Origin of the sequence: Fibrobacter sp. UWT2, from assembly GCF_900142545.1 — a bacterium.
In the GTDB taxonomy this organism is placed as follows: Bacteria; Fibrobacterota; Fibrobacteria; order Fibrobacterales; family Fibrobacteraceae; genus Fibrobacter.
The window spans coordinates 224,362-240,144 of sequence record NZ_FRBF01000002.1; the positions used below are offsets into that span (position 1 = coordinate 224,362).

The window sequence follows — 15,783 nt, forward strand, 5'->3', positions numbered from 1 at the left end:
ATGTCTCTCGTTGCAGAATTTGACGTAGTCGTTGTCGGTGGTGGGCACGCTGGAATTGAAGCGACCCACGCCGCATGGAAACTCGGTGTAAAGACCGCCATGCTCACGATGGATATTAACGCCATCGGTCGTATGAGTTGTAACCCGGCCGTAGGCGGGGTGGCGAAGGGTCAAATTGTCCGCGACATCGATGCGCTCGGTGGTCTGATGGGACTTTTGACCGACAAGGCGGGCATCCAGTTCCGCATGCTCAATATGAGCAAGGGGCCGGCCGTGTGGGGCCCGCGTGCCCAGTGCGACATGAAGTACTACAGCGAAGTGGCCCGCGAAGTCATCACAAACCTTCCGGGGCTTTCTGTGATTCAGGGTGAACTCGCTGCCTTTACGCGCATGGCTGACGGTCGCCTGGAACTCACGCTCTTGAGCGGTGAACGCTATATTACCCGTTCGCTCGTGATTACGAGCGGAACATTCCTTGCCTCCAAGATGTTTACCGGGCTTGAAACGAGCATCGGTGGGCGAGTGGGCGAACCCAGCGCCGACAAGTTGTCGGAATGTCTGGCTCGCGAAGGGATTGCGCTCCGTCGCCTTAAGACGGGTACGCCGAGCCGCCTGGACCCCGATTCCATCGACTTTAACGAATGTGACGTGCAACGCGGAGATGATACTCCGTGGCCCATGAGCGACCGCCATTTGGCAGAAACCGTTCCTGGCCGCGATGCAAATTATTTCTGGGGCGACCCGGCAAATAAATTTATCCGTAACGATTGCGTGTGCTGGATTACCCGCACCAACCTTAAGACGCACGACATTCTGCGCAGCGGCTTTAAGGATAGCCCCATGTTCAGCGGCCGCATTCACGGCAAGGGTCCGCGCTACTGCCCGAGTATCGAAGACAAGATTAACCGCTTTGGCGACCGCGACGGTCACCAGTTGTTCCTTGAACCGGAACAGGCGGATATCGGTCGTGTCTACATCAACGGATTTAGTTCTAGCTTGCCGGCAGACATTCAGTTGGCCGCTATCCACACGATTCCGGGGCTGACCCACGCACGCGTGTTGCAGATTGGCTACGCCGTAGAATACGATTCTGTCGACGCCACGCAGTTGTTCCCGACATTTGAATGCAAGAAGGTTCCTGGGCTCTATTTTGCTGGCCAGGTCTGCGGCACGAGCGGTTACGAAGAAGCTGCCGGTCAGGGACTTTTGGCTGGCATTAACGCCGCCCTCAAGATCAAGGGCGAAGAACCTTTGATTCTTGGACGTTCGGATAGCTATCTGGGCGTGATGGCCGATGACTTGGTGAATATTTTGCTCGACGAGCCTTACCGCATGTTCACGAGCCGCGCCGAATACAGGCTGTTCCTCCGTAGCGATAATGCGGAAACTCGCCTGAAGGAACGCGCCCATAAGATTGGTATGATTTCGGACAGCGACTACTCCGATTGGAAGCGCCGTCAGGAATTGATGGCGACTGCCCGCACCCGCATGACCGAAGAATCGGCAACGCCCGACCAGGCAAATCCGATTCTCGAAGCCGGAGGTCAGGCTCTTTCGACCGAGCGCACCCGCTGGATTAACGTGCTGCGCCGTCCGGGAATCGATCCGGAGCAACTGTTCCGGACCGCGCTGCCCGACCTGAATCTGACCCGTCGCGACCAGTGGTTCATGTACGCCGAAGAAATCTACGCAGGCTTCTTCGACCGGCAGGCCCGCGAAATCGACGACCAGAAGAAGATGGAGTCCGTGCGCCTGCCCGTCGACTTCGACTACATGCAGGTGACCGCCGTCAGTATCGAAAGCCGCCAGCGCCTAAACGCCCACAAGCCCCTTACGCTTGGCCAGGCTAGCCGTATTCCCGGCGTCCGCCCGGCCGACATAACCGTGCTTGCCCATTGGCTCGAAAATAGGCGTTTTTAGCTTAAAAAAGCATAATTTTTAGTTGCAAAACCTAGGAACGGGCGAAAATTTTACTATTTTTGCGCCGTCAAATTAACAATATTTCCAAGAGGTCTATTATGTCAGAAGAAACTGAAGTCAAATCCACAGAAGAAGTCAAGCCTCAGGAAACAAAATCCCAAGAAAAGAAGGCCCCGGCCAAGAAGAAGCGCCCCCTGAACGCCAAGCGTAAGGGTCCTGCCGCTCCCAAGAAACCGGCTGTCTTTAGCGATTCCCTGGAAGAACGTTTCCCCGCCCTCGCCGCCAAGCTCAAGAAGCAGATTGAAGACGGTATCAAGCAGAAGATCAAGGATGCCCAGAACGACCCGAAGGTCAAGGCAGCCTCTAAGAAATTCGCTGATAAGTAATTCCGGATTTTCTTCGACAGATTTAAAATACCGTCGCTCTTTGGAACGGCGGTATTTTTTATATATTTGTAAAAAATTTTCAAGGAGAAATCTAATGCGTAAATTGTTTGCTATTCTCGCTCTCGGTTGCAGCCTCTGCATGGTCGCTTGCAGCAGCGGTGGCAAGACCGTCACTCGTATCGACACGAATTCTACAACGGACCTTTCGGGTAAGTGGAACGACACGGACTCCCGCCTGGTTGCCGACGAAATGATTACGGGTTGCTTGGGCAGCGCCAAGATCGAAAAGATTATCGGCGAAATGGGTCGTACCCCGACCGTCGTAATCGGCAAGGTCCGCAACAAGAGCCACGAACACATCAGCGTCGAAACCTTTATCAAGGACATGGAACGTGCCCTCTTGAATTCTGGCGCAGTTGACTTTGTCGCCAACTCTGCCGAACGTGCCGAACTCCGTGAAGAAGTCCGCGACCAGCAGGGTAACGCTACTGAAGAATCCGCCAAGGAACTCCACCAGGAAACCGGTGCTGACTGGATGCTGACCGGCACCATCAACACCATCGTGGACCAGGAAGGCGGCCAGTCCGTGATCTTCTACCAGGTGGACCTCGAACTCACCGACCTCCAGAGCCACAAGAAGCTTTGGATGGGCGACAAGAAGATCAAGAAGTTCATCTCTAAGGATTCTGTGAAGCTTTAATCTTCAAGCCTTCACGCGTAACCATTAAATAACCTCGGGCATCCGGGGTTATTTTTCTATCTTTAGGCCGTTCCCAAAAAAGTTTTAGATTATGATTAGTATTACCAAGCTCTTGATGGATACCCCAAACTATGGGGATCAGCTGCGTTACGAACCCAAGGCCCATGAATGCAAGAACGGCGTTGCGCCGGGTCGCGGCCCTGTGGTGGTGTGGAACTGCACCAAGACCTGCAACCTGAGTTGCGTGCACTGCTATGCCCGTTCCGAGGCCATCAAGTACCAGAACGAACTGACCCACGAAGAAGGCTTGGCTTTGATCGACCAGTTGGCCGATTTTAAGGTGCCGGTGATTCTCTTTAGCGGTGGTGAACCGCTTTTGCGCCCGGACTTTTTTGAATTGGCAAATTATGCAGCCTCTAAAGGCATTCGCCCGACCATCAGTACCAACGGTACCTGCATTACGCCCGATGTCGCTCAAAAGCTCAAGGACATGGGCGTGGGCTACGTGGGCATCAGTCTGGACGGCTGCGAGGCGACGCACGACAAGTTCCGCGGCAAGGAAGGCGCTTACAGGCTCGCTCTTCGCGGTATCCGCAACTGCGTGGCTACGGGCCAGAAGGTGGGCCTGCGCTTTACCATTACCCGTTACAATGTGCAAGACTTGAACGCCATTTTCGACTTGCTCGAAGCCGAAAACATCGACCGTGTATGCTTCTATCATTTGGTTTACAGTGGTCGCGGTTCTGCTATGGTACAAAACGACTTGAACCATGAAGAAAGCCGCAAGGCAATGGATCTGATTATCGACCGCACACTCGACTTCAAGAAGCGCGGAATCAATAAGGAAATCCTGACGGTGGACAACCACGCTGATGCAGTCTACCTGTACCGCCGCATGCTGCGCGAAGACCCCACCCGTGCCGAGAAGGTTCTGGAACTCATCCAGCGCAACGGTGGCAACCGCAGCGGCATGGCATTTGGTAACATCGATAGCATCGGTAACGTTCACCCCGACCAGTTTACGCAGTACATTACGCTGGGCAACGTGCGCGAACGTAGCTTCGGCGAAATCTGGAGCGACGAAAGCAACCCGATTATGGCGGGTCTTAAGAATCGTAAGCCGTTGCTGAAGGGACGCTGCCCCAAGTGCGCTTACCTGAACCTTTGTAACGGCAACTTCCGTACTCGCGCCGAGGCGGTCACCGGCGACTTCTGGGAACAGGATCCGGCCTGCTACTTGACCGACGAAGAGATTCGTTAGTAGACAGTAGGAAGTAGACGGTAGACAGTGGCTCAAACGAAACTCGAACAACAGCTTCTCGCCATCATCCAGGATGCCTTTCCGCTGGAAGATCGCCCGTACCAGGTACTGGCGGAGCAGCTTGGCTCCGACGAACAGAGCGTTTTCGCCGCGGTCGAGAATTTGCGCCGGTCGGGTATAATCCGCCGTGTTGGGGGAGTTTATGATTCCAAGGCGCTCGGTTTTATTTCGCGCCTGTGTGCGGGCAAGGTGCCGACGGCTATGACTGGGGCTGCCGACGATTCTGCTCTAGAAAAATTTGCTGCCGTTGTTAATGTGATTCCTGCCATTACCCACAATTACGTGCGCAGCCACGAATACAACGTGTGGTTTACGGTCATGGCTCAATCCGAAGCGGAGATTCAAAAGATTGTCGATGAAGTTTGTGCGAATACGGAACTGCACGATGTCCATATCCTAAATGCGACCGAGAAGTTCAAGATTAACACGGTGATGAAGGGCGCTGGAGCGCCAGTAGACAATAAACCGTTGGCAGTAGGTAGGAAGAATGCTGTTGAATCGTGTACGGAACTTTCCTCTTCCGACCACGTCCGTATTCGTATTGCTTGCAACGACATTCCGCATACACTTACCCCGTTCAAGGATTGGGACGTTTCTTGTGACGAACTACGCGAGGACTTGGCGTTAAGACGTATGCGTCGCTTCGGGGCGATTCTTCGACATCAAGAGGCCGGTTTTGCTTTTAACGCCATGGTCTGCTTTGCGGAAACAGTAGACAGTAGACAGTGGTCAGTAGACAGGAACTCGGTTAATCCTGCTGGGGCAATTCTTGCAAGCAAGCCTTACATTTCGCATTGTTACAATCGCCCGCCCTTCGAAGGTTTCCCGTACACGCTGTATGCCATGATGCATGCACAGTCAGCCGAGGAACTGGAAAGCTATATTAAAGAGGCTGCCGAATCGATTGGCAACCCTGATTTTGCCGTCTTGCATTCCATTCGTGAACTCAAGAAAACGAGCTTCCGCTTTTTTGCCTAATTGGGCGACTATCTAACTTTCATTTCGATTCCGATACGGTGGCCTGTTTCGAATCCGAAGAGCGTCCCGTCGTGAATTTCGTAATTGAGCCCGAATCCGGTAGAAAAACCTGCGATATTGAAGTAGCGCATGGCATCGAATTTCATTTTCATGCCGCGATACTTGTCCTTCATGCCGCAATAGCGTTTGTCTAGGTTCCTGTTTTCAGATTCTTTGAATCGTGCCTGGTAAAGAATGACTTCGCTGAATTCCCAGCCTTTTTTTAAAGAATCATTCCAACCCGGTTTCCATACAAATGAAGCCTTGAATCCGATTTCATCGCCGGGCTTATAGTTTTTGTCTTCGAGGAACGTATTGTAGCGAAACGCCGTGCCAATCGTCAGGCTTCTAGAAACCTGCAGCAGACTGAACGGCTCAACATTCAAGCGGTGAAAGCGGTTGTTTTGAGAGCCTTCGCCAGGCGGGAATCGCCAGCCGAGATTCAATCCCAAGTAAGGGAAAATCAACCCTTTTGCGCCCACATAAGTTTCGTTAAAGCCGTTCACATGTAGGTTGCAGTAATTGTGAACGTAACCGCCGGTGGCATACTCGTAGCTGTAGCTTAAAAAGCGGAATGCGCCGTCGACGTAAAGGCTAAAGCGAGGATGCAGGGCGTATTCAGCAGAAACTTCCAAGTCGCCGCTGTAGACGTCTTCATCGAGTTCAATGGTGCCTTGTACGCCAAAATTAGTTGCCGGAGCTATAATCGGATGCAGATTTTCCGTGGCAAAACTTGCCACAAAAGCAATAGATAAAATGCACCCGAAGAATTTGTTCATACACTGAAATATATAAAAGTATACAGTAGGCAGTAGGAAGTAGACAGTAGACAAGTGAATAAAAAAGTTTGTATTAATCGAAAAAGCAATTTCACGTTACAGAAATCACAGCCGTATGACCCGTAAAAGAATTATATTTCGGCTGATGCGTTTAATGGCCCGCAAAATAAACTTGTTCAAACTACTTGCCGCATTTCTCTGTTGCATCGGTTTGTACGCATGTTACTGGGCTGAACCAGAAAATGATCCCGAAAATTTGCCTATAGACGATTCCATGTATCCTTATGCCGGACTCCCGAGAATCGTAATTGAAACCGAAGACTTTGCAGGTGTTCGTGACCGAGAAACCGAGATTCCTTCGCACCTGCAAATCTATGGCGAAAAAGCCCCCGAAAGCGAAGTCTACGAACTGACCGTGCGCGGCCGCGGCAATTCCAGTTTTAAAATGCCCAAGTACGGCTTAAAACTTGAATTTAAAGACAAAGTAGAACTCTTTGGAATGCCCAAGAACCGCGACTGGGCTCTCATTGCCAACTATGGCGATAAAACCCATTTGCGCAATTACATGATGACCCGCCTTTCTGAGTGGTTGGGCGCGAAATATACCACAAAAATGCAATTTGTAGAGCTCTATTTGAATCGAAAATATATGGGGCTTTATTTGCTTTCCGAAACCATCAAGGTGGCCAAGAAGCGTGTTAACATCGAAGAAAACGACACCACATTCCTTGTCGAAAAAGAAGATTCCAAAAAATTTGATCCGCCCTACATTCAGACAGATAAAAACGGGTACTATTACCACATTAAATCTCCCAAGAATCCGTCGCCCGAAACAGAAGAACTTTTGAAAAACCACTTGAACGCTTTTGAAAATTTCATGGCGGAACAATACCTTCATAAGGCAAGCGAAATCAAGGACTGGATTGATATCGACGACTACCTTCTCTGTTACTGGGTGCAGGAATATTCTAAAAACGAAGACGGCAATTACGCCCGCAGCGTTTTCTTCACCTGGAAAAAAGGGGAGCCCATTCATTTTGGTCCCTTATGGGATTTTGACTTGGCCTTTGGAAACGCCTCGCGTGAACAGAATAAAAATCCGGAAGATTGGTATATTCGCAGGTACCGCTTAAATTATTACATCGTTCACAACTCTTTAGTCAACAATGCCGCTATCAATTATTGGAACGAGCATCGTGAAACTTTTAGGGAACTGATTGACAGCATTCCTGTTTACCGATCCATGATTGAAAAGGCCATTAAGAACGAATACCGTCGCTGGCCCATTATCCGGAATACAGAAAACTGGGCGCTCAAGGATCCGTACGATTCCTATGACGAGGCTGTTGAAACGATGACGGAATGGATGAAAAAACGTTACCAGTGGATTGACAAAGAAATCGGCTATTGAGATTTTTCTAAATTTAGTCCATGCGTAAAATCTATATGGCAGGCATGAGCCACAAGGTGGCCGAAATCGCAGTCCGCGAAAAGTTCTACATCCCGATGGATGTCAAGACCAATGCATTGAGTAATTCTCCTTTTGATGAACTTTTGATTCTTGCGACCTGCAACCGCACCGAAGTTTACGTGGCCTCTGACCGCGACCTGACTGACACTGAACTTGTCCAGTACGTTTGCAAATTGGCAGGGCAGTGCTACGACGATTTTGCGAAATTCTTTTATTTTAAGTCGGACGACGAGGTGGCGCACCACGTGATGAACGTGTGTGCGGGTCTTGATTCGGTGGCAATGGGTGAAGACCAAATCTTGCACCAGATTGGCCGCGCCTACGAAACGGCGCACCAGTTGCACGCAACGGGAAACACCCTGAACAAACTCTTTCAGAGTGCCATTCACACCACCAAGCGCATCAAGACCGAAACCAACTTGAGCAAGCTCAGCTGCAATATTCCGTTCCTGGCCATGAAACAGGTGCAGCACACTTTCGATGACTTGGAAAATCGAACGGTGTACATTGTGGGCCTCGGTGAAATGGGCTCGCTTATGCTCAAGTACGTGCAAGAAAATACGACCAAGATTTTTGCAAGCAGCAAGACTTTTGCAAATGCAGAAAAATTTGCGGACGTGCTCACGCCGGTTAAGTTTGAAGACCGATACCAGGTGATTGGCAAGTGTGACGTGGTGATTCTTTGTAGCGCATGCTCCGAACCGATTGTCACGAAAGAGGAATTCGCCGAGGCTTGCGGATTTGTTAAAAGTATCGATAGTTCTACCGCGAAAAAGGGTGCACTCGATGTCGTGTTCGAGCGCCATTGCAGCAAGGTCGCAGAACACCCGGGCGCAAGCGCTAACGCCAAGCGCTTGGTGATTGATTTGGGTAGCCCGCGTAATGCAGAAGCAAGCATCGGTGAAATTCCGGGTGTGCAATACGTTTGCGTTGATGATCTCGAAAAAGTTGTCTCTGAAAATCGCCGCCTGCGCATGATTGAGCTCGAAGCCGCCCAGAAGATTTTGAAAGAAGGCATCGACGAATTCTTGCAGTGGATGCGCATGGACGAAGTCTCGAAGCAGATTAGCGTGCATGCCGAAAGAATGTTGAAGTCGGCGAACGAAGAATCCGAAAAATTGCTGCGCTCGATGCCGGATTTGCCCGAAGAAGACCGCCACCGCGTGCAAATGATGTACGAACGTTTTGCCAAAAAGATGGCGAATGATTTTTTGTACAAGGTCAAGGCCGAAAATTCGCCCGAAGATGTGCAAGTGTTCCTCAAGTGCTTGGGGGCGAACAATGACTGAATGTAAGCTGCGTGTTGCAACTCGAAAGAGTGCGCTTGCCTTGGCGCAAACGACCATGGCTGCCGATGCCATTGTGGCGGTGAATCCGGGACTGAGCTATGAACTTGTCTCGATGACGACCGAAGGCGACCGCCGTCTTGATAAATCTTTGGCTAGCTTTGGCGGCAAGGGCGTTTTCATCAAGGAACTTGAAGTTGCCCTTTTAGAAGGCCGCGCCGACATTGCCGTGCACAGCCTGAAGGACATGCCGGCAGAAGTTTTGCCTGAATTCAAACTTGCCGCCGTATTGAAACGCGAAGACCCGCGCGATACCTTTATTGCACGCGGGGGAGTGGACGGTATCAAATTCATGGATTTGCCTGCAGGGGCCCGCGTCGGCACCGGTAGCATTCGCCGTGTGGTGCAATTGAAGGCGCTTCGCCCGGATTTGGAATACGTGCCGATTCGCGGGAACATCCAGACTCGCCTCGGTAAGCTTGCGGAACTCGACGCTGTCGTGCTCGCCGCCGCCGGCCTCAAGCGCATGGGCCTTGCCGACCAAGTGACAGAATACTTTAGCACCGAACAAGTGCTCCCGGCATCCGGCCAAGGCATCCTTGCCATCGAAACGCTTTGCTCGCCGTCCGATGAACTTGTCAGCCAGTTAGCTCGTGTCAACGATGCTGAATCGTATGCCATCGCCGTCGCCGAAATGGCTTACCTCAAGGCACTCAATGCAGGCTGCCAGTTCCCCGTAGCCAGTTTCGCTGAATTCGCCAACGCTGCCGCAACTGCCGACGACTCTAACTTCATAATCCGCGGCATCTACTGGGACGAATCCAGCAAACGCCTGCTCCGCGCTCAAGTTTCGCAGTCTCTTGACGTCCGCGCCGCCGACTCTGTTTCACAGGCCCGCGCCGCCGGCATCGCCCTTGCACAAAAAATCCGCGAACAACTTTAATTTCGGATTGTCTCGTGGAAAATCGCAACCCCTTCGAACTTCTGGCAAAATCGCCACGCAGCAAAGCCCGCCGCGGACGCATCCGCACGGCTCACGGCGACATCGAGACGCCGATTTTTATGCCGGTGGGGACTCTTGCGAGCGTGAAGGGACTTTCGTCGCGAGACCTGCGCGAAATGCAGGCGCAGATCATTCTCGCGAACACCTACCACCTGTACCTGCGCCCGGGCACCAAGCTCATTGCCGAGGCGGGCGGCGTGCAAAAGTTCATGGGCTGGAACGGCCCCATGCTCACCGACAGCGGCGGATTCCAGGTCTGGAGCCTCAAGGATTTTCGCCACATTACCGAAGACGGCGTGGAATTCAAGAGCTTGTTGGACGGCAGCCGCCACAAGTTCACGCCCGAATCCGTGATGCAGGCCCAGCGCGAAATTGGGGCCGACATCATTATGGCTTTTGACGAATGCACGCCTTACCCGAGCACCGTCGAGGAGGCCTCGCACTCGCTGGACCTGACGCTCAAATGGACCCGCCGCGCCATGGACTGGCTCGCCGCAAACCCGCCGATTCTTGGATACCCGCAATACTTTTTCGGGATCGTGCAGGGCGGCATGCACAAGGAACTCCGCAAAAAATCCATCGAGGCGCTCAAGGAACTCGCTCCCGACGGCTATGCGATGGGTGGCCTTTCCGTAGGCGAACCCGTAGAAACCATGTACGAGATTGCGGATTTTTGCACAAACTACTTGCCCGAGGACCGCGCCCGCTACGTGATGGGGGTGGGCACGCCCTGGAACCTGCTTTCGCTTGTTGCCCGCGGGGTCGACATGTTCGACTGCATTTTGCCCGCGAAAAATGCGCAGGACGGCCTCGTTTATACCAGCAGGGGTGTGCTCCGTTACAAGAATGCCAAGTTCGCGCACCAGCACGATGCGCCGCTCGACCCGGAATGCGACTGCTACTGCTGCCGCAACTACAGCCGCTCCTACCTGCGCCATCTATTCAAGAGCAAGGAGCCCCTCGGCTGGACACTTTCCACCATCCACAACCTGCATTTTTACCTGCACCTGATGCAGCAGGCCCGCGACCACATCGAAGCCGGCGATTTCGAAGAATGGTCTGCAGAAATGATCCCGCAATTACAGCGCGAAGCGGAATAATTTTAATGCGAACCAAGTGACAAGGCAATCTTCTTGCATTTGGCAATTTCTTTGGGCGTAAGGCCGGGCCTCTTATGAGTTGCACCTTTTTGAATCACGCTTGCAATCTTGAATCCGCTCCAGCATAGCACTTCTTTCAGGGCGCGGACGGTGCCCGCCGACTGCTTGAAAATGAGGTTGAAAGGCCATTGGGTAGTGCATGTCGTCACAATGACAGCTTTCTTCCCTTTTAACAGTGGAATCGGGTAATCGCGTTCGCTGTGGTCCATCATGCCGTAAACCCAGCGGTCGAATAGCATTTTGAGTTGCCCCGTCATGTTGCCCCAATAGCAAGGCGAACCGACCACAAGGGCGTCGCTTTCTTGCACCAAGCGCAGAATCCGCTTCGCATCGTCCTCCGGCATCACGCAATCGTGAGCGCTACGGCATTTCATACAACCGATACACGGGCGAAATTCCAATTTGCAGACATCAATGATTATCACCTCGGAGCCTTTTTCGAACAAGGTATCACCTATGATATTCAGCATCTGGCTGATGTTTCCGTCTTTGCGCGGGCTTGCATTCAAAATGACAACCTTTTTCATTGTGTCTCCATCCAAAAGAAATGTTCGTCTATAAACCATTCTCTTGTTAAACACCTCAGAATCTAGAAAATGTCACTCATGCGGAAATCTTTCAAAAAATATGGGGAAAAGCTTTATATGAAAGAAAACGCCGAGATTCCGCCGTCTATTCGTTACTTCAAACTGAACACCGCCACCGACAAACATAAAAAGTAAATTGGCCTGCAGACCAACACTTTCCATAAATCCCACTTCTCTCATATCCCGACCGCCATCCTTTACCCACCATTCAAATAAATGATTTTCAAATGCGGCTAGGCCGATCATGTTGTTCCCCAAAAATGCATAATAAGATGTACCCGAAGAAAGCCATAATGATCCGAAAACAATGTAGTAGGCAACAGATTTTTCTTCTTTTTCCTCTTTGTAGCTTTCATTGGCTTGCAATATTAGATTTGCCGTGCCTGCAATCGCAAAAACACTTAAGCTACCATAAGATGTCTCATCAGCATCTAACCTTAAATCTAACCGTGGGGAATATTCAAGATATAAGCCTATGTTTTTAAACGGCTGAAATCCATTTAAAATAAATCCTTCGATTGCAATTCTGTCTAGAGAGGAATATCCGAAACCTCCCAAAATAAGGGCGGGGTCAATTTGCCTTTTTCTATCTACTTCGGGGGCTACGCCATCTTCGTCCGCAAATGCGATGGTGCATATTAAAAGTACGATGGCGATGAATTTGTTCATGAATGTAATTATAAAAAAATCCCGGGCATTGCTGTCCGGGAGAATCTTTTTTGGGGATTTCGGGGCGACGCCCCGTCACTTCCTACCGTCTACTGTCTACTTCCTACTTGAAAAGATTCTTCATCTTCTCGAGGAAACTCTCTTCCTGCGCGGTTTCTTTGTCGTGCCTGAGTTCCGCGAGTTTCTGGTAGAGTTCCTTCTCTTCGCGGCTCAAATCCTTCGGGATTTCCACGCCGATGTTTACATAGAGGCTTCCACGGTCGCCGCGCTTGTTCAGCGGGTACAGGCCCTGTTCGCGCAGGCGCAAGATGCTCCCGGCCTGAGTGCCGGCCGCAATCTTGATCTGCACTTCGCCACCGTCCAGCGTCGGGATTCGCTGCGTTCCGCCAAGCACCAGCTTGTGGACCGGCACCTTGATTTCGCAGTGCAAATCGTCGCCTTCGCGGGTGTAGAAGTCGTCGGGCTTTTCGGCAATGACCGCCAGCAAGTCGCCGCAGGCACCGCCGCGAGGCCCGCAGTTGCCTTCGCCACGCAGGTTCAGGTACTGGCCCTCGGCAACGCCCGCCGGAATCTTGATGGAGATTTCTTCGGTTTCCTGCACGCGGCCCTCGCCGCGGCAACGGCTACACGGGTTCGCGATGACTTCGCCCATGCCGTTACAGGTGGGGCAGGCGCTCTCGGAAACCATCTGGAAGAATCCGCCAGATACGCGGCGCACGCGCCCCGTACCCTTACAGGTTTCACAAGTCTTGATGTCAGTGCCGCCCTTGCCGTTACATTCTGTACACGGCGTGTAGCGTTTCAGGCGAACCTTCTTGGTGCAGCCCTCGAAGATTTCCTTGTAGCTGAGCGCCACCTTGATCTGCAAATCGTTTCCGCGCGGAGGCCCGGCCTTGCGACCGCCTCGACGGCTGCCGCCAAAACCACCGAATCCGCCACCGAAAATATCGCCGAAGTTCGCAAAGATATCTTCGAAAGAGAATCCCTGGCCGCCGAATCCGCCGCCACCAAAGCCGCCACCGGGGGCGTTAAAGCCGAACTGGTCATACTGCTTACGCTTCTCGGGGTTGCTGAGCACGTCGTAGGCCTCGGCAGCCTCCTTGAACTTCTCTTCGGCTTCCTTGTCGCCCGGGTTCTTGTCCGGGTGATACTTGATGGCAAGTTTCTTATAGGCGTGCTTGATCTCGTCTGCACTCGCGTCCTTGCCGACGCCTAGAACTTCGTAATAATCTCTTTTTTCAGCCATTTTGCCCTCCGGGCAAACTCGTCATATAAAAAAACAAGAATCGTTACTTTACAACAAAAGGATTGCCCCTTTTTGAGAGGCGAATCCTGTTCAATTTTTTAAGGTTGAAATTAGTCAACCACTTCCGCGTCGACGACTTCCGGACCGTCGCCCTTCTTGTCGGACTTCGGCTGTTCAGAAGCACCCGGCTGCGGACCCGGCTGGGCCTGGTTTGCACCGGCGGCCTGGGCCATGGAGCTGATCATGCCCTGGAGCTTGTCCATAGCGGCCTTGATCTCTTCCTTGGTGCCGTTGTCCTTCTTGGCCTTGATGTCGTCGATAGCAGCCTGCAGCTGGCTCTTGGTGTCGGCCGGGAGCTTGTCGCCAAATTCCTTGAGCTGGCCTTCAGCCTGGTATGCCATCTGTTCGGCCTGGTTCCTGATGTCCACCAGTTCGCGCTGTTCCTTGTCCTTGGCAGCGTTGGCTTCGGCATCCTTCACCATCTTGTTGATTTCGTCTTCAGACAAGCCGCTGGAAGAAGTAATCTTGATGGACTGTTCCTTGCCGGTTTCCTTGTCCTTGGCAGACACGTGCACAATGCCGTTCGCGTCGATATCGAAGGTCACTTCGATCTGCGGCACGCCACGCGGCTTCTTCGGGAGGTCGGTCAGGTCGAACTTGCCGAGCGTACGGTTGTCGCGGGCAAATTCGCGTTCGCCCTGGAGCACGTGAATCGTCACGGCCGGCTGGTTGTCTTCGGCAGTAGAGAACACCTGGCTCTTCTTGGTCGGAATCGTGGTGTTACGGTCGATGAGCTTGGTCATCACGCCACCGAGGGTTTCGATACCCAAGGAAAGCGGGGTCACGTCGAGGAGCAACACATCCTTCACGGAGGAGTCTCCGCTAAGCACGGCACCCTGGACGGCAGCACCGATAGCCACCACTTCGTCCGGGTTCACAGTCTTGTTCGGTTCCTTGCCGAAGAACTTGCGAACAGCTTCCTGAACGGCCGGGATACGGGTAGAACCACCAACCAAGATGACTTCGTCGATTTCGCTCAGGGAGAGGCCGGAGTCCTTGATAGCCTTGCGGCAGGGTTCCATGGAGCGTTCCACCAGGTGTGCGGTCAGCTGGTCAAACTTTGCACGGCTGAGCGTGAGGTCCAAGTGTTTCGGGCCCGAAGCGTCGGCAGTGATGAAGGGGAGGTTGATGTTCGTAGAAGTCGTAGCAGAAAGGTCGATCTTGGCCTTTTCGGCGGCGTCCTTCAAACGCTGCAGGGCCATCTTGTCCTTCTTCAGGTCGATGCCCGGATTGTCCTTCTTGAATTCGTCGTTGATCCAGTCGATAATCACTTCGTCGAAGTTGTCACCGCCGAGCATCGTATCGCCGTTGGTGGCCTTCACGCTGAACATGCCGTCGTCGATTTCCAGGATAGAGATATCGAACGTACCGCCACCGAGGTCATACACGGCGACCTTTTCGCTCTTCTTGGAGTCAAGGCCGTAGGCGAGGGCCGCAGCCGTCGGTTCGTTCACGATACGGAGCACTTCGAGGCCGGCAATCTTGCCCGCGTCCTTCGTAGCCTGACGCTGGGAGTCGTTAAAGTAGGCGGGGACCGTAATCACGGCCTGCGTCACCGGCTGGCCCAGGTAGTCCTCGGCAATCTTCTTCATGGTCTGGAGAACCATGGCCGAAATTTCGGGAGGAGCGAACTGCTTGTCGTCCACCTGCACGCGCACCGGGTCGGAACCCGTGCCCACCAGCTTGTAGGGCATGTTCTTTTCGGCAGCGGAGCATTCGCCAGCCGTACGGCCCATGAAACGCTTGATGGAGTAAATCGTCTTTTCGGGGTTGGTGATGGCCTGACGCTTTGCCACGTGGCCCACCAGACGTTCGCCGTTCTTGCCGAAAGCGACAATGGACGGGGTGGTGCGGAAACCTTCCGCGTTAGCGATGACGACCGGCTTGCCGCCTTCCATCACGGACACGCAGCTGTTGGTCGTTCCCAAGTCAATACCGATAATCTTGCTCATAATGAGTCTCCTATTTTTAAATTCTTTAGCCCGTAGGCCTTTTTACGCCCATTTATAAGCAAAACCCGTGCCAAATGCTAATAACTGGCAAAAAACGGCCATTTTGTTTCGTTCTGAAACAAGAAAACGGCCTAAAAAGGGGTAAAACTGGCTTGTTTCATTATGAAATGGTAGGAAGTAGACAGTAGGAAGTAGACAGAGGATTGTCATTGCGAGGAGCGAAGTG

General features: G+C 52.4%; 14 protein-coding genes. 9 read left to right on the plus strand and 5 right to left on the minus strand.

Annotation, left to right across the window (positions count from 1 at the left end):
* The 5 genes from mnmG (at position 1) to BUA40_RS02170 (ending at position 5,305) form a co-directional block, all read left to right on the plus strand.
* Positions 1 to 1,920 (plus strand): tRNA uridine-5-carboxymethylaminomethyl(34) synthesis enzyme MnmG, encoded by a 1,920-nt coding sequence (gene mnmG / locus BUA40_RS02150; RefSeq protein WP_072797783.1) that lies wholly within the window; start codon positions 1 to 3, stop codon positions 1,918 to 1,920.
* 98 nt (positions 1,921 to 2,018) lie between these two features.
* Positions 2,019 to 2,306, plus strand: coding sequence for a hypothetical protein (locus BUA40_RS02155; protein WP_072797785.1), 288 nt, complete (start codon positions 2,019 to 2,021; stop codon positions 2,304 to 2,306).
* 94 nt (positions 2,307 to 2,400) lie between these two features.
* Positions 2,401 to 3,006 (plus strand): penicillin-binding protein activator LpoB, encoded by a 606-nt coding sequence (locus BUA40_RS02160; RefSeq protein WP_072797788.1) that lies wholly within the window; start codon positions 2,401 to 2,403, stop codon positions 3,004 to 3,006.
* A 91-nt stretch (positions 3,007 to 3,097) separates the two neighbouring features.
* Positions 3,098 to 4,267 (plus strand): putative heme d1 biosynthesis radical SAM protein NirJ1, encoded by a 1,170-nt coding sequence (gene nirJ1 / locus BUA40_RS02165; protein ID WP_072797790.1) that lies wholly within the window; start codon positions 3,098 to 3,100, stop codon positions 4,265 to 4,267.
* Between the two features lie 27 nt (positions 4,268 to 4,294).
* Positions 4,295 to 5,305 carry an Lrp/AsnC family transcriptional regulator gene (locus tag BUA40_RS02170; RefSeq protein WP_072797792.1) on the plus strand — a complete coding sequence of 337 codons (1,011 nt, stop codon included), beginning with the start codon at positions 4,295 to 4,297 and terminating at the stop codon, positions 5,303 to 5,305.
* 8 nt (positions 5,306 to 5,313) lie between these two features.
* Here BUA40_RS02170 and BUA40_RS02175 read toward each other — a convergent pair whose 3' ends face one another.
* Positions 5,314 to 6,123, minus strand: coding sequence for a hypothetical protein (locus tag BUA40_RS02175; protein ID WP_072797794.1), 810 nt, complete (start codon positions 6,121 to 6,123; stop codon positions 5,314 to 5,316).
* A gap of 145 nt (positions 6,124 to 6,268) precedes the next feature.
* On the opposite strand from BUA40_RS02175, the gene BUA40_RS02180 reads away from it, so the two are divergent.
* The 4 genes from BUA40_RS02180 to tgt are packed head-to-tail and all read left to right on the plus strand — an operon-like array spanning position 6,269 to position 10,983.
* Positions 6,269 to 7,534: a CotH kinase family protein gene (locus BUA40_RS02180; protein WP_178299514.1), complete on the plus strand. Its 1,266-nt coding sequence runs from the start codon at positions 6,269 to 6,271 to the stop codon at positions 7,532 to 7,534.
* 20 nt (positions 7,535 to 7,554) lie between these two features.
* Positions 7,555 to 8,883: a glutamyl-tRNA reductase gene (locus tag BUA40_RS02185; RefSeq protein ID WP_072797807.1), complete on the plus strand. Its 1,329-nt coding sequence runs from the start codon at positions 7,555 to 7,557 to the stop codon at positions 8,881 to 8,883.
* Positions 8,876 to 9,823, plus strand: a complete 948-nt coding sequence (gene hemC, locus BUA40_RS02190; RefSeq protein ID WP_072797809.1) for a hydroxymethylbilane synthase — start codon at positions 8,876 to 8,878, stop codon at positions 9,821 to 9,823. Before BUA40_RS02185 ends, hemC begins: the two co-directional genes overlap by 8 nt.
* Before the next feature lie 14 nt (positions 9,824 to 9,837).
* Positions 9,838 to 10,983 carry a tRNA guanosine(34) transglycosylase Tgt gene (gene tgt / locus BUA40_RS02195; RefSeq protein ID WP_072797811.1) on the plus strand — a complete coding sequence of 382 codons (1,146 nt, stop codon included), beginning with the start codon at positions 9,838 to 9,840 and terminating at the stop codon, positions 10,981 to 10,983.
* Between the two features lie 2 nt (positions 10,984 to 10,985).
* Here the strand turns inward: tgt and BUA40_RS02200 are convergent, their stop codons facing one another.
* The 4 genes from BUA40_RS02200 to dnaK all read right to left on the minus strand — a co-directional run bounded on the left by BUA40_RS02200 (position 10,986) and on the right by dnaK (position 15,557).
* Positions 10,986 to 11,570 carry a flavodoxin family protein gene (locus BUA40_RS02200; protein ID WP_072797814.1) on the minus strand — a complete coding sequence of 195 codons (585 nt, stop codon included), beginning with the start codon at positions 11,568 to 11,570 and terminating at the stop codon, positions 10,986 to 10,988.
* Between the two features lie 72 nt (positions 11,571 to 11,642).
* The gene (locus BUA40_RS02205; protein ID WP_072797816.1) at positions 11,643 to 12,299 is read right to left on the minus strand and encodes a hypothetical protein; all 657 of its coding nucleotides are present in this window, start codon (positions 12,297 to 12,299) and stop codon (positions 11,643 to 11,645) included.
* Between the two features lie 103 nt (positions 12,300 to 12,402).
* Positions 12,403 to 13,545, minus strand: a complete 1,143-nt coding sequence (gene dnaJ / locus BUA40_RS02210) for a molecular chaperone DnaJ (RefSeq protein WP_072797818.1) — start codon at positions 13,543 to 13,545, stop codon at positions 12,403 to 12,405.
* Positions 13,546 to 13,655: 110 nt separating this feature from the next.
* A complete protein-coding gene (gene dnaK, locus BUA40_RS02215; protein WP_072797821.1) occupies positions 13,656 to 15,557 on the minus strand; it encodes a molecular chaperone DnaK in 1,902 nt (633 codons plus the stop codon).
* Between the last annotated feature and the right edge of the window lie 226 nt (positions 15,558 to 15,783).